Origin of the sequence: Sphingomonas sp. H160509 (genome assembly GCF_024124765.2) — a bacterium.
GTDB lineage: Bacteria > Pseudomonadota > Alphaproteobacteria > Sphingomonadales > Sphingomonadaceae > Sphingomonas.
On the sequence record NZ_JAMXSR020000002.1, the window covers coordinates 2,977,551 to 2,991,679 of the forward strand.

9 protein-coding genes and 3 pseudogenes are annotated in these 14,129 nt (G+C 65.4%); 2 read left to right on the forward strand and 10 right to left on the reverse strand.

Translation table 11 applies throughout. The annotated features are described in order from the left end of the window. The first annotated feature begins 308 nt into the window (after positions 1 to 308). Positions 309 to 1,880, forward strand: a pseudogene (locus NHF48_RS16505) (peptide chain release factor 3). A 73-nt stretch (positions 1,881 to 1,953) separates the two neighbouring features. Here NHF48_RS16505 and NHF48_RS16510 read toward each other — a convergent pair. The 6 genes from NHF48_RS16510 to NHF48_RS16535 all read right to left on the reverse strand — a co-directional run bounded on the left by NHF48_RS16510 (position 1,954) and on the right by NHF48_RS16535 (position 7,388). Further along, positions 1,954 to 2,187 (reverse strand): hypothetical protein, encoded by a 234-nt coding sequence (locus NHF48_RS16510; RefSeq protein ID WP_253071725.1) that lies wholly within the window; start codon positions 2,185 to 2,187, stop codon positions 1,954 to 1,956. Positions 2,188 to 2,520: 333 nt separating this feature from the next. Then, positions 2,521 to 3,645 (reverse strand): alpha/beta hydrolase, encoded by a 1,125-nt coding sequence (locus NHF48_RS16515; protein ID WP_253071726.1) that lies wholly within the window; start codon positions 3,643 to 3,645, stop codon positions 2,521 to 2,523. Positions 3,646 to 3,778: 133 nt separating this feature from the next. After that, positions 3,779 to 5,125, reverse strand: coding sequence for an amidohydrolase family protein (locus NHF48_RS16520; RefSeq protein ID WP_253071727.1), 1,347 nt, complete (start codon positions 5,123 to 5,125; stop codon positions 3,779 to 3,781). A gap of 85 nt (positions 5,126 to 5,210) precedes the next feature. Then, positions 5,211 to 5,516: a DUF3325 family protein gene (locus tag NHF48_RS16525; RefSeq protein ID WP_253071728.1), complete on the reverse strand. Its 306-nt coding sequence runs from the start codon at positions 5,514 to 5,516 to the stop codon at positions 5,211 to 5,213. Then, entirely contained in the window at positions 5,509 to 7,068 is a 1,560-nt protein-coding gene (locus tag NHF48_RS16530; RefSeq protein WP_263816913.1) for a PepSY-associated TM helix domain-containing protein, read from the reverse strand. Before NHF48_RS16530 ends, NHF48_RS16525 begins: the two co-directional genes overlap by 8 nt. Beyond that, positions 7,065 to 7,388: a hypothetical protein gene (locus tag NHF48_RS16535; RefSeq protein ID WP_253071730.1), complete on the reverse strand. Its 324-nt coding sequence runs from the start codon at positions 7,386 to 7,388 to the stop codon at positions 7,065 to 7,067. The genes NHF48_RS16530 and NHF48_RS16535 overlap by 4 nt, the downstream gene beginning before the upstream one ends. Before the next feature lie 104 nt (positions 7,389 to 7,492). Between NHF48_RS16535 and NHF48_RS16540 the strand changes: the two genes are divergently transcribed. Next, positions 7,493 to 9,772, forward strand: a complete 2,280-nt coding sequence (locus NHF48_RS16540; protein ID WP_263816914.1) for a TonB-dependent siderophore receptor — start codon at positions 7,493 to 7,495, stop codon at positions 9,770 to 9,772. On the opposite strand, the gene NHF48_RS16545 is transcribed toward NHF48_RS16540, so the two are convergent. From NHF48_RS16545 to NHF48_RS16560, 4 genes and pseudogenes are all read right to left on the reverse strand, one after another. Next, on the reverse strand, positions 9,773 to 10,096 hold the full coding sequence (locus NHF48_RS16545) for an ATP-binding protein (protein WP_253072463.1): 324 nt from the start codon (positions 10,094 to 10,096) through the stop codon (positions 9,773 to 9,775). It abuts the gene before it with no gap. A 196-nt stretch (positions 10,097 to 10,292) separates the two neighbouring features. Then, a pseudogene (locus NHF48_RS16550) lies at positions 10,293 to 11,930 on the reverse strand (GAF domain-containing protein); the annotation flags it as partial. A gap of 79 nt (positions 11,931 to 12,009) precedes the next feature. Continuing rightward, positions 12,010 to 12,990: a bile acid:sodium symporter family protein gene (locus NHF48_RS16555; protein WP_253071732.1), complete on the reverse strand. Its 981-nt coding sequence runs from the start codon at positions 12,988 to 12,990 to the stop codon at positions 12,010 to 12,012. Beyond that, positions 12,987 to 13,999: pseudogene (locus NHF48_RS16560) on the reverse strand (adenosine deaminase). Before NHF48_RS16560 ends, NHF48_RS16555 begins: the two are co-directional and overlap by 4 nt. Positions 14,000 to 14,129: the final 130 nt, after the last annotated feature.

Here is a 14,129-nt window from a genome sequence, read left to right on the forward strand (position 1 = left end):
CACCGTTTGAACCAAACGCAGCGGACTTTTCATGATCCTCCCCCGCCAGGGGGAGGTGGCTGGCGCTTGCCAGACGGAGGGGGAGGTAAGGGAAACCTCTGTTCCGTGTCCTCCCCCCTCCGTCACCTTCGGTGCCACTTCCCCCTGGCAGGGGGGGATCGAACCGTAAAACTCGATCCCAACCTAGTGCCTTGAGGGACGTCCCTCTGTCCTCCACGCGTTGCATCTGCCAAGAGCGGCGGCATGACCGCCGGTATTCCGGCTCACCCTATCTTCCGAGCCCAGACTCGGCGCACCGGACCCACGCCATGACCCAATTTCCCCGCCGCACCTTCGCGATCATCTCGCATCCCGACGCCGGCAAGACCACGCTGACCGAGAAGCTCCTCTATTTCGGCGGTGCGATCCATCTCGCCGGCGAGGTGAAGGCGCGCGGCCAGACCCGCCGCGCCCGCTCGGACTGGATGAAGATCGAGCAGCAGCGCGGCATCTCGGTTACCTCGTCGGTGATGACGTTCGAGCGGCAGGGGATCACCTTCAACCTGCTCGACACGCCGGGCCACGAAGATTTCTCCGAAGACACGTATCGCACGCTGACCGCGGTCGACTCGGCGGTCATGGTGATCGACGCCGCGAAGGGCATCGAGCCGCAGACGCGAAAACTGTTCGAGGTCTGCCGCCTGCGCAACGTGCCGATCATCACCTTCGTCAACAAGGTCGACCGCGAGGGCCGCGATCCGTTCTCGCTGCTCGACGAGGTGGCCGAGATGCTCCAGCTCGACGTCTGTCCGATGAGCTGGCCGGTCGGGATGGGCGGCGAGTTCGAGGGCGTTTACGATCTCTACGCCAACACACTGAGCCGCCCCGAAGGCGACAGCCGCGAATTCATGGGCAAGGCGATCCCGTTCACCGGCATCGACGATCCCGAACTCGCCAAGATCCTCAGCCCCGAAGCGATGATCCGCCTGAACGACGAGGCCGAACTCGCACAGGGCGGCTATTCGAGTTTCGACGCCGAGGCGTATCGCGCGGGCAATTTGACGCCGGTCTATTTCGGCTCGGCCCTCAAGGACTTCGGCGTCGCCGAACTGATCGCCGCGCTCGCCGACTACGCGCCCCCCACCGCGCGCGCAGCCGGCCGAGCCTGCGCCTGTGTCCCCGGACGAGCCCGAAGTCACCGGCTTCGTGTTCAAGGTGCAGGCGAACATGGACCCCAACCACCGCGACCGGATCGCGTTCATGCGGCTATGCTCGGGCGTGTTCAAACGCGGCATGAAACTCACCCCCGACCGGCCACGGCAAGCCGATCGCGGTGCACTCGCCAATATTGTTCTTTGCGCAGAACCGCGAGCTGGCGGACGAGGCGTTCCCGGGCGACATCATCGGCATCCCCAACCACGGCACGCTGCGGGTCGGCGATACGCTCAGCGAAAAGGCCGCGATCCGCTTCACCGGCTTGCCGAACTTCGCGCCCGAGATCCTGCGCCGCGTCGTGCTCAAGGACTTCACCAAGACCAAGCAGTTGCGCAAAGCCTTGGACGACATGGCCGAGGAAGGGGGTGACGCAGGTATTCTACCCCGACATCGGCTCGAACTGGATCATCGGCGTGGTCGGGCAGCTGCAGCTCGAAGTGCTGCTCTCGCGATTGGATGCGGAGTACAAGGTCGCGGCGGGGCTGGAGCCTGCGCCATACGAGACCGCACGCTGGATCACGGCGGAAGACCCGCTCGAACTCAAGACCTTCGCCGAAATCAACCGCGGCGCGATGGCCAAGGACCGCGACGGCAACCCCGTCTTCCTCGCCAAAAGCGCATGGGAGGTGAACTACATCGCCGAGCGCTACGCGAAAATCCGCTTCGCCGCGACACGCGAGCGGTAGGATATCGGTTTGGGCGGCAAGGTCTTCAAAGACTGCTAGAAGTCTTCGATCCTTGTCGGTCGTGATTGCAGGATCACAAAGTCTGGTCTGTTTTGCCCGGCGACCGATAATGGCGCCGCTCCATCAGGCGCCTCGCGGGATTTTCCCGCAGCAATTTCGTTGCCCAGTTGTCGCGTTTGATCGGCTTGCGATGCCGATGGCGCCGCGCGCCGTAACGTCTGGTACGCGCAAGCTTTTGTTGCCACCGCACCACGCCTGCAATGGCGGCAACGAGTATAATGCCCGCAACCATGACTTGAACGTTCATCTATCGGCCCCGCTTCCAATAGACTGAGTATCAAATATCAGGCCGATTTGTAATTAAATTGTGCTTCATGCTCAAGTTAAGACGTAACTCTCTGAGTAGGCTGCCCTAATATTGTCGGAATAACGATAGCTGAGAAATATCAACTAACCGTGTTATGTAGATAAAACTATCCTACATCAACGGGCTTGGTGAGTCGAAAGGCGTTGATAACGGGTACTTATCAATAGTCGTGGGGGTAACTTGCGGAAGTTCGCAACTGGCCAACCAGCCGGAGCGCAACAGCAACAAGGAACCGAGGTGGTTCGCACCACCCCGGCCCATCTTGATCAACGCTTAGGCTTGGCGGCGAATGCTGCCTTGAGCCGCGCGATCGCCAGCATGTTTGCATCCTGCGCACCGCGGACGACCATGCCCATTCCGGAAGAATTCGTGCGTCACACCCGGGAAGGTGCGCTGCTCGACCTTGTCGCCCGCCGCGCGCATCGCCGCTGCCAGCGTCTCGCCATCGGAGCGCAGCGGATCGATCTGCGCGTTGATGATCGTCGTTGGCGGCAGGCCGCGCAGGTTTGCCTTCACGAGGTTCAACCGCGGGTCCTGCGCATCGGCAGGAGTGGTCTGGTAATAATAACCGAACCACTTGAGCATGGCGCCGTTCAGCGGCTTCGCATTTGCAGAATCCATCCGCGACGGCAGCGTCATGCTGCTGTTCGCGATCGGGTAGACCGACACGATGTGCAGCGGCGTCGTAAGGCGATTGTCGCGCGCGTAGATTGCCGTCGCGACCGCCAGGTTACCGCCTGCGCTTTCGCCCGCGACCGCGATCTTGCGCGGATCGCCACCCCAGCTTGCCGCATTCTGCAGCGTCCAGCGATAGGCGGCGGCTGCGTCGTCATGCTGCGCCGGGAACTTGAACTCCGGTGCATGGCGATACTCGACCGAGACGACGATCGCACCCAGCTGTTTGGCAAGCAAACGTGGTGCCGCGTCGTAGGTGTCGACCGTCGCGATCACCCAGCCGCCGCCGTGATAATAGACGACGACCGGCAGGTTCTTGGCGTTGGCGAGCGATGCCGGCTTGTAGATCCGGGCGAACTGGTTCGCGTCGCTGCCATAGGGCACGTCGCGCGTCGTCACCGTCGCGTCGGGCGTCGCCGACAGGCCGTGCTTGATCATGACCTGCTTGGCGCCATCGGCTGCCGACGGCTGCATCCGTGCGACGGCTGGCGTGAGCGTCTCGATCGGCTTGCCACCGAGCGCGGCGAGCTGGTCGAGCACGACCTGCATGTCGGGCGCGGCCTTTGCCGGCTGGGTCGCAGTCGGTGCGGGCGGCGGCGGTGGTGGCGCATCGACCGACCGTGCGGACTGCGCAATCGCGCCGCTCGTCAGGGCGATACCCGATGTCGTGATCAAGGTCGCGGTGGCGAGCGCCATTAGCGTGCGCGATGAACGGTTGGTCATGCGGTATGGTATCCTGTTTCGAGTGCCCCCACTCGCCGCTTAGAACCGCGTGATCGGGTTTCCGTTCCCGCAGGTTCACGTAACCAACGCTTTTCGCACGTGTTTTTGACCGCCGAAGTCGCTCTCTATCGTATTAGAACGGTGCAGCGCGTCCTGCGACCCAAGTTTCCACGACCTTGTCGACGTCGGCGATCGAGCGGGATGGATCGCCATCGACGACCAGCAAATCGGCACGCGTTCCGGCCACGATCACGCCGCGATCGCGCAATCCGAGCAGGTCCGCGCCCGCAGCCGTGGCAACCCGCACGGCCTGCGCCGGAGTTAGTCCCGCCTCGACCATCAGCGCGAGTTCGCGGTGTTCGGCAATGCCCGGCACGCGTACCGCGCTCGCACCGCTGTCGGTGCCGAACCCGATCTTCACGCCCGCATCGTACAGCGTCTTTAGGTTGCGCAGGTTCATCGCCAGCGATTTCCGCGCATCGGCCGTCTTCGGATCGGCCAGGATCTTCGCCCGCCACGCCGGATCGTCGACCTGTTGCGCGAGGGCAGGCGACAGCGCCGCGCGGGCGAACGGCGTCTGCGTCCACGGCGCGCGATCGGCCCAGGCGAACGTGGCCTCGTCGAGTTGCAGCGTCGGGATGTACCAGATGCCCTTCGCCTTCAGCGTCGCGACGAACGCAGGGGGCACCGGCGTGTCGCGGATACCGTGCGCAATAATGTCCGCACCCGCCGCGACGATCGCCTCCGCATCGGCGAGATCGTGGATATGCGCCGCCACGCGCAGCCCGCGCGCGTGCGCCTCGGCGATCACCGCGCGGTAGACGGCGGGGCTCATCTTGACCGGCACGCTGCCGCCGAAATCGTCGAGCCACAACTTTACGAGGTCAGTCTTCTCCGCGGCCATCATCGCCACCGCCTTGCGGGCTTCTTCCGGCGTCGAGGGCCGGAACAACTGGTCGGGCCCGACCTTGAGCATCGCCTGCGGTGGCGCGCCATTGGGGACGCCGATCCCCTGCATCACGCCGAACAGGTCCGCGCCTTCGATCCGCCCAGCATGCGCATCGGCGCGTATCCCGACGAACGCCGGACCGTTGTTGCCGAGCGCCGTCACCGTTGTCACGCCGTAGCGGCGATACTGGGCGAGCTGCGCGACGATGTTGGCGCGGGTGTAGTTCTTAGCACCCGTCTCGGTGCCGCTGACCTGTCCGACATGGCTGTGGTCCGAGACCAGGCCGGGCATCACGGTGCGCCCTCCATAGTCGCGCCGATCCGCGCCCGCCGGCACCACGACCTTCCCCGCCGCGACGATCCGTCCATTCGCGATCACGACAGTAGCATCGTCCACCGGTACGCCGCCGCGCCCGTCGATCAACCGGACACCGGTCAGCGCGATCGTCTGCGCGGTAGCGGATCCGGCGGTGAGAGCCGATGCCGCGAGGGCGATCGTGCAGAGGCGAGCGGAGATTTTGGTTCGGCGCACGGTGATGTCCTTCTCGGGAGGATGCGCCGACGGGACGCTATCTCCCTGAAACGTCAGCGGATCGCGCCCGTTCCGATCTGTGATGTCAGCGCCGAACGCGTGCGACCTTCAGCGCGATCCGGACCGGCTGCATCGTCTCGACTGGCTTGAACGAGAGCAGCATCACCAGCGCGACTCCAGCGATCGACGCCGCGCCCAGGAACCGCACGAAACGCTCGCCGGTCAGCGGCGCGCCACAGTGGAACAGCGCCACCGCGAGCACGAGCGCAGCGACGAGGCGCAGCGCGCGGATCGCGGACGGCGCAACGATCCCGAGGTCCCGTCGGTACTTGAACGCAGTCGCCGCAAGCAGCAGCCAGCCGAAGAAGCACAGTATCGTGGCTTCAAGCATGAACGGTCTCCGAGAGTGTTTTGCGGATCTTTGCGACGGGTTTGCTTCGGGCCGACCGCCATGCACCGAGCGCGAGCAGGGCGGCGACCGCGAGCATGGCGACGTCGAACGCCGCGAACAGCGTGTCGCCGGACAGCATCGATCCGGGCAGCCCGCGTGATGTGGTGAGTGTATCGGCCACCGGAATCGCCGCGAACGCGAGCGCGCCGATCGCGAACCCCTCGGTCCACGCGCGGCGCGCCGGCCGTAGCAACTGGAGGACCGCAACGCCGCTCCACACCCAGAACATCGTCGCGACTTCGGTATCGGCGCGGTTCGCGGCGTCGGCCGGGATCAGGCGGTTGGCGAGCAGATAGGCGGCCATCCCGATCGGCAGGCCGGCGATGACGCCGATGTTCAGCCGCTCGACCAGCTTCATTCCGAAGAACGGCGTCGCACCCGGCTTGCGACGCTTGGCGGTCCACAGCAGCAGCCCGGTTCCGACCATCGCCGCGCCGGTCAGCCCCAGCACGAAATACGCCCAGCGCAACGCAGGGCCCGCGAACTGCGCGACGTGTAGCCCGAGCATCACGCCCGCCGTAGCGAGCGCGGGCCCGACGTCGGCGGCGCCCTCCAGGAACCGTCCGTCGCTGCCCGCATAGGTGACCGACGGCCCGCGTCCGTTGAGCGACGCGCTCGAATGACGGTACAGCGTGACCGTGCTCGCGGCATCGTTCGGATTGCGCACCACGACCGTCGCCACGGACGCACCGAAGCGCCGCTCCGCATCGGCGACCAGCGGGCCGATCGCGACCAGCGGAGCCGGCGTACCCGTCGCCTCGCGCTCGGTCGGCGTGCCGAACGCGGCTTGCGCGAAATCGGCGGGCTTGGCGTAGTTCGCGACGACCGGCCACGGCATGTACATCGCCACCAGCGTGATCAGCCCGGTATAGGTGATCATCGCGTGATACGGCAGCGCCAGCACCGCGGACACATTGTGCGCGTCGAGCCAGCTACGCTGCCCCTTGTTCCAGCGCAGCGTGAAGAAGTCGGCGAAGATGCGCTTGTGCGTGATGACGCCCGACACGATCGCGCCGAGCATGAACATCGCGCACAGCCCGGCCAGCCAGCGTCCCCAGGGATGCGGCAATTGCAGCTGGAAATGGAAGCGATAGAAATGCTCGCCGCCGCGGGTCTCGCGGGCGTGCACGTCGTCACCGGTTGCGGGATCGAGCACGATTTCGGGCGCGCGACGTTTGGCGGCCTTGGGGTCCGGCTTGCGCTGTTCGAAGATCCGCGTGACCGCAGTCCGCGCATCGGGAAGGTAGATATACCATTGCAGGTCGTCCGCGCCGACGCGTTGCAGGTGCGTGACCGCAGTCTGTGCGGCGTGCGCGGTCGAGACGGGCGTCGCGCGGAACTCAGGCTGCATCCACTGCGTGATCTCGGGCCGGAAATAGCTCGCGGTGCCGGTCAGGAACATCGCGAACAGGATCCATCCCGCGAGCAGCCCCAGCCAGCCGTGGATCCACGCCATGCTCTGGCGCAGCGTAGTTCCGACCGCCGATGTCATGGACGAACGCCGAGCAGCCAGAGCAAGCCGCCGCCAAAGGTCGAGACCCCCCACACCGCGGCAGTGACCCGCAGGAGCCGGTGTTCGTGAAAGCACCACAAGGCGATGCTGGCATAGATCGGGAACGACAGGATCATGCCCCAGCTCGTCGCTTCGACGCGCGCGATGGGCAGCAGGCGGGCAATCAACGTCGCCAGCACGGCCGCCGCGGCATAGCCGCCGACCAGTGCCGTAAGGCTTCGTAACACCATGCTCCAGACGAACGGGCGCACTCTTCGACCCGACGGAAAAGGGCCGGCTTTCAGGATCCGGCCGCGCATGAACATTTTGTCATTTTTCCTTGCCGCGCTTCCAAACCGCCTTTAGCGGGCTTTGCGAGTCATTATCAATATCAAAGTGGGTAGCGCTTATGCGGGGACGTTTCATGGTCGGGATGCTGTTGGGGACAGCGTTGGGCAGCATCGCGGTGCCGGCATTCGCGGCTGAGCATGTGCCGGCTCTCGCCGTCGTCGCCACGGTCGAACCCGCGATGGCGGACGACGACATCCAGACCCGCAAGGACGAGATCGTCGTCAACGGCGAGCGTATCCGGAAGACGGGGAGCACCGGCACCAAGACCGAGACGCCGCTGATCCGCACGCCGCAGGTCATCACCAGCATCGACGAGAAGGAACTGACGCTCCGCAACGCGCTGTCTATCAACCAGGCGCTCGGCTATGTCGCGGGCGTCTCCCCCAACCAGCGCGGCAACGTCGCCACGCGCTACGACCAGCTCTACGTCCGCGGCTTCGCGCCCGGCCAGTATATGGACGGGATGCGGTTGCTAGGCGGCGTCTATTCCACGCCGCAGATCGACTTCCACCTCGTCGAGCGCGTCGACGTGATCAAGGGCCCAGCGTCGGTCCTCTATGGCAACTCGACGCCAGGCGGGTTGGTCAATCTCACCAGCAAGGTCCCGTATGCGGAGTCCGGTGGGCGGATTGAGTTGGCAGGCGGCAATTTCGACCTGTTGCGATCGGCGATCGACGTGAACCAGCCGCTCGACAAGGACCACAAATGGCTGTTCCGCGTCATCGCCGGTGCGGAACGATCGGACGGGTTCGTCGCGATGACCGGCAACCGGCGCTATTATGCGCGGCCGATGCTGACTTTCGCGCCCGACGAGGCGACCAGCGTGACGCTGATCCTCAACTACCAGCGCGATCCGGAATCTGCGTCGTACAGCGGCGTGCCCGTCTACGGCTCCGCGCTCGCCAATCCGCTCGGCCAGTTCGCGACCGACTTCAACGTGAGCGAGCCGGCGTACGAGGCGTTCGATCGCAAGCAGAAATCGGCTACGCTGTTGTTCCGCCACGACTTCAACGACAAGCTGAGCTGGGCGACCAGCGCGCGCTATCTCGACGTCGACCTCCACTATCGCCAGATCTACCTCTCGGCGTTCGCGACGACCGGTACGGGTGCCAATCGCAACACCGATTTCTCGACGATCGTGCGCGGCGGCGGCGGGTCGGATGAGTCGTTCCGGACGATCACGATCGACAACCACGCGACCGCCAAGTTCGCGACCGGGCCGTTGCAGCACACGCTGCTCGCGGGCGTCGACTGGCAGAACAACCAGGGTAACAACGACCAGCAGTTCAACACCGGCGTCACCACCAATCCGGCGACCAGCATCCCGAACTTGAACCTGTTCGCGCCCGTCTATGGCGGCGTGCAACCGAACTTCCCGCTCACCCAGGCGCGCAGCTTCCGCAAGATCGACCAGGTCGGCGCCTATGTGCAGGACCAGATCGCGATCGGCGGGCTGCAACTGATCGCGAGCGGCCGCTACGACTGGTACGACCAGACGACGGTGAACCGCAACGCCGCGGCAGGGGCGGCGAGCGGCGTGACGCGGCTCCACCAGACCGCGTTCACCGGACGCCTCGGTGCGTTGTACGAGACCAAGTTCGGCCTCGCGCCGTTCGTCAGCTATTCGGAAAGCTTCGAGCCGCAGACCGGCACCGGCTTCGACGGCGCATCGTTCGTGCCCGTCACCGGCCGTCAGTACGAGGCGGGGCTGAAATACCAGCCACGCGGCACCAATGCGCTGTTCACGCTCTCCGCGTTCGACCTGCGCCGCCAGAACGTGCCGACGACCGATCCCGACAACCCTAATTTCTCGATTCAGATTGGCGAGGTCGCGGTGCGCGGCATCGAACTCGACGGACGGGGCGAGATCACGCCGGGCCTGACCGTCACGGTCGCCGGCACTTATACCGTCCCCGAAGTCACGCGAGGTACGCCGGTCGTCGGCACCGGCGACCAGCTCAGCGGCGTCACGGGCACCAAGCCGCTCGGCATATCCAAGTGGAGCGCGTCGAGCTTCGTCAACTACGACCTGTCACGTACCGGCGGCGGCGCGCTGTCCGGCTTCAACATTGGCGGCGGCGTGCGGTATGTCGGCAAGTCCGACGGCACCGCGACTCGCGTGGAGGCGAACCAGACGCTCACCACGCGGTTCCAGTCACCGGGCTATGTGCTGGTCGATGCGGTGCTCGGCTACGATCTCGGCAAGTTCGACGAGTCGCTGAAGGGCCTGAGCCTGACCGCGAACGTCGCCAACCTGTTCGACAAGCGCCACATCGCGAGCTGCTTCTTCGTCAACAGCTGTTACTTCGGCGCCTCGCGCACCGTCGTCGGATCGCTCCGCTTCAACTGGTGATCAGCGGACGTCGTCGACCGGCGCTGTCAGGATCACGCGCAGGCCGGGCATGTTGTCGTCCTGCTCGATCGTGCCCGACAGCCCGGCGACGATGGCGTTCATCATCCGGCTGCCGAAGCCGATCCGCGTGCCCGACTTGCCGACGCCCTGGTCCGCGACGATCAGCCGCAGCCGGTTGCGATGCTGTTCGAGGATGATGTGGATCGGGCCGGCATCGCCGCGATAGGCGTATTTGCTCGCGTTAATGACGAGTTCGGTCAGCACCAGCCCGATGTTCACCGCGCGATCGGTGGCGACGAGCACGGGCGCGAGATCGAGCGTCATCTGCGCCGCCCAGTCCTCGCCGAGCGAGGTCTGCATGTCGCCCGCGAGTTCCTCGATATAGCGCGACAGGTCGACCGACTCGACCTGGTCGTCGCGGTACAGCCGGCGATGCACCAGCGCGACCGCGGCGAGCCTTGCCTGCGCCTCGGCGAGATGCTCCCTTCACCTTCGCGTCGTCGGACGACTTCGCCTGCAAAGATAGGAACGCCGCGACCAATTGCAGGCTGTTCTGCACGCGGTGATTGACCTCCTTCATCAGGACGTCCTTCTGCGCGATCAATGCGTCCTTGTCGGCGAGCGTCCGTTGCAGGTCGGCGTTGAGCAGGCGCAGGCGCTGGTTGATATGCGCGTCGTGGAACGCACGGCGCAGGCGGTGCGCGGCCTCGATCTCCTCGCGCGTCCAGCGCCGCGATCGACCGCTGACCGCCTGCGTCCAGGATTCGAACGACGTGCGCGGGGTCAGCACCGCGTTGGGATCGACCGACACCGCCTTGTGCGGATTGCCGGCCCATTCGACCTCTTCGATCTGCTCGGCCCGGAACCACAACAGCACCGCCCCCTCGTCGACCAGCGGCAGCGCGAGCAGGCCGCTCGCCTGCGCACGGTAAGCTTCGGCGCGGGGCAACAGTGCCGACAGTTCATGCGTCGTGAACGGCTCGATCACGCCCCTCGTGCGAGTCCATGCGGCGAGATCGAGAATGTCGTCCTTACCGGGACAAGGCCCGTCGGTATCGACAATCGTGCCCTCGACATAGGCGAAGCCGTCGCCGTCGAGCATCCGTCGGAGGTCGTCGCGCAACGCGGCGACGATGCTGCGTGGGGCCGGTTCGGTTGCGAGCTTGGGGATGACCGCATCCTCCGCCGCGCGCAGCCGAAGCCGTTCGCGGTACGTCTCCGCCTCTTCCTTCGCGCGGATCTGGCGCGCGAGCCCGCTGGCCAGGGTCGCCGACGCTGCACGGATGTCGGGGGTGAGGCCCTTCGGCGAGCCGTGATGGCACGCGATCAGGCCCCAGAGCAGCCCGTCCTTGACGATCGAGATCGAGGCCGACGCTGCCACGCCCATGTTGGCGAGATAGCGCAGATGAATCGGCGACACGCTGCGCAGCGCGACGTCGCTCAGGTCGAGCGTCTCGAACTCGGCCGGGCGCAGCACTGCAGGCACGTAATCGATCGTCGGGATCGTCCGCGTCCGGTTGCGCACGTACAGCGCGCGCGCCTGCTTTGGGATGTCCGACGCGGGGAAATGGTGGTTGAGGAAGGTGCCGAGCCCTGTCGCCTTGTCCTCCGCCATCACGCGGCCCGCCTCGTCGTCGAGGAAGCGATAGACCATGACGCGGTCGAAACCCGTCAACTGGCGGAATGCGGTCGCGGCGCGCTCGCAAAGCGCCTGGAGATTGCTCGCGCGCTCGAACGTCATCGCCATCGCATTGAGCCGGCCGAGCATGCCGGCCGCAGTGACCGGCTCACCTTCGACGGGTTCGAGTTCGACCAGCACGTGTTCAGCGGTGCGGTGAAGGGTGACGTCGAACCGTTCGGTCAGGCCCGCTACCGGCAGTCCGGCAAGCGCCACACCGGCGACCGTGTCGTTGTCGGTGAGTATCGCACCGATGTCCTGCGCCAACAGCGCCGACAGGTCGCTGCCGAGCCAGTCGGGGGTCAGGCGGGTCTCGAGGTCGCCCGCACCCGCGACCACCGCTAGACTGGTCGCGTCGGCGACGAGCAGCAGGCCATGCGGCTGGATCGCACCGGGGATGTGGATCGGCTCGCGGTCGCACGCATTAAGGTCCAGCCCCACGCCATCGGTGGAACCGGCAATATCGCTCGACGCGTTCATCTACCCGAAACTCTCCTATCGAGCCTCGATCATGCAGCCCCCGGCGGAACAAAGCAAATACCCGCAGCGGGTTACGATATTAATCTGAAGCAATATCGCGCGGTGCGGACTCGGCATAGCGGCGGGCGATCACCGCGCAGGCGATCAGCTGCAGCTGGTGGAACAGCATGACGGGCAGCAGGATCACGCCGACCTGCGCGGGCGGGAACAACACGCCTGCCATCGGCACACCCGACGCGAGGCTCTTCTTCGAACCGCAGAACTGCAGCACGATCGCATCCTCGCGCGGCAGTTTCATCAGTCGGGCAACGGCAAACGTCAGCCCGAGCACGAACGCGAGCAGTGCCGCACACAGGAGTCCGATCAGGATCAGGTCGCCGAGCGACAATTTGGTCCACAGCCCCTCGACCACCGCGGCACCGAACGCGCTGTAGACGACCAGCAGGATCGACCCGCGATCGACCACCGTCAGCAGGCTCTTGTTGCGCGTCACCCACGCGCCGATCCAAGGCCGCAGCAGATGCCCGGCGACGAACGGCACCAGCAGTTGCAAGACGATCGCCTCGATACTCTCGATCGAGATCCCGCCGCTGCCCGAAGTGTTCATCAGCAGCGCGACCAGCGCCGGCGTGACGAGGATACCGAGCAGGTTCGAGAACGACGCGCTGCATACCGCCGCCGCGACATTGCCGCGCGCGATCGCAGTGAAGGCGATCGACGACTGCACGGTCGAGGGGAGCAGCGTCAGGAACAGCAACCCGGCGGCGAGCGGCCCGGTCACGAACGGCAATGCGGTCAGCCCAAGCCCGAACAGCGGGAACGCGACGAAGGTGATGGCCAGCACCGCGAGATGCAGCTTCCAGTTGCGCAGGCCCGACAGAATCGCATCGCGCGACAGCTTCGCGCCGTGGAGGAAGAACAGCAGGACGATGCCGATATCGGCGGCGTAACCGACGATCGTCGCCATCTCGCCCCGTGCCGGTAGCAGGCTCGCCAGCACCACGGTGCCGAGCAGCATCAGGATGAACGGCTCGAAGACGGAGAGGAACCGCCCGATCATGGATGCGCCTTCACATAAGCGTCGAGCGTCGCGAGATGGCCGCTGAGCGCGTCGTCATCCAGGAAACTGCCGAGGAAGCTGTTGCGTGCCAGCGTTACGACCTGCTCGCGAGACAAGTTTTTCGCGCGTGCCGTCTGGCGGAAATTCTCGCCGATATAACCGCCGAAATAGGCTGGATCGTCCGAATGGATCGTCGCGCGCAGCCCGAGATCAAGCATCCGGTCGATCGGATGGTTCTCCAGTCGGTCGACGTTGCGGAGCGCGACGTTCGACAACGGGCACACGGTGAGCGTCATCGCATCGCGTGCGAGGCGAGCGACCAAGGCCGGATCCTCCAGCGCGCGATTGCCGTGGTCGATTCTGTCCACCTGAAGAATATCGAGCGCCTCGTGGATGTACGCGGGCGGGCCCTCCTCGCCGGCATGCGCGCACAGCATCAGCCCGGCGTCCGCCGACGCCGCGAACACGCGCGCGAACTTCGACGGCGGATGGCCGACCTCGGACGAGATCGAGCCCGACGCCGATGAACTGGTCGAGCCACGGCTCAGCCTGCGCGAACGTCTTGAACGCGTCCTCCTCGTCGAGATGGCGCAGGAAGCTCATGATGAGGCCGACCGACATGCCGTGCTTGGCTTGTGCTTCGTCGATCCCCCGCGAACAGCCCGCGCGCGACGACGTCGAACGGGATGCCGCGATGCGTATGCGTCTGCGGGTCGAAAAAGATCTCGGCATGGACGACGCCGTCCTGCGCGACGCGGTCGAAATAGGCGAGCGCCAGATCGCGGAAATCCTCCTCGGTCTGGAGCACTGCTGCGCCCGCGTAATATATGTCGAGGAACGTCTGGAGATTGGTGAAGCTGTACGCAGCGCGAACATCCTCGACGCTCTTGAACGGGATCGCGACCTTGTTGCGCTCGGCCAGCGCGAACATGAGTTCCGGCTCCAGACTGCCTTCGATGTGGAGGTGAAGCTCGGCCTTTGGCAGGTTCGTGATGAAGTCGTCGGTCATGGCGGATCCTGTCGCTTGGGTCGCGGTGGCTGCAACCATTCCGCCCGCCACGCACTACCGCAAGTGCGAAAGCCGTTGCATGACAATCCTGTCACGTTACCGAGCGCCGATACTTACGCGAAGGACACCA

Excerpts from the sequence above, each read along its gene's own strand:
- NHF48_RS16510 (WP_253071725.1), bottom strand. The coding sequence starts at position 2,187 with ATGAACGTTCAAGTCATGGTTGCGGGCATTATACTCGTTGCCGCCATT.
- NHF48_RS16515 (WP_253071726.1), bottom strand. The coding sequence starts at position 3,645 with ATGACCAACCGTTCATCGCGCACGCTAATGGCGCTCGCCACCGCGACC.
- NHF48_RS16525 (WP_253071728.1), bottom strand. The coding sequence starts at position 5,516 with ATGCTTGAAGCCACGATACTGTGCTTCTTCGGCTGGCTGCTGCTTGCG.
- NHF48_RS16530 (WP_263816913.1), bottom strand. The coding sequence starts at position 7,068 with ATGACATCGGCGGTCGGAACTACGCTGCGCCAGAGCATGGCGTGGATC.
- NHF48_RS16535 (WP_253071730.1), bottom strand. The coding sequence starts at position 7,388 with ATGCGCGGCCGGATCCTGAAAGCCGGCCCTTTTCCGTCGGGTCGAAGA.
- NHF48_RS16540 (WP_263816914.1), top strand. The coding sequence starts at position 7,493 with ATGGTCGGGATGCTGTTGGGGACAGCGTTGGGCAGCATCGCGGTGCCG.
- NHF48_RS16545 (WP_253072463.1), bottom strand. The coding sequence starts at position 10,096 with ATGACGCTCGATCTCGCGCCCGTGCTCGTCGCCACCGATCGCGCGGTG.
- NHF48_RS16555 (WP_253071732.1), bottom strand. The coding sequence starts at position 12,990 with ATGATCGGGCGGTTCCTCTCCGTCTTCGAGCCGTTCATCCTGATGCTG.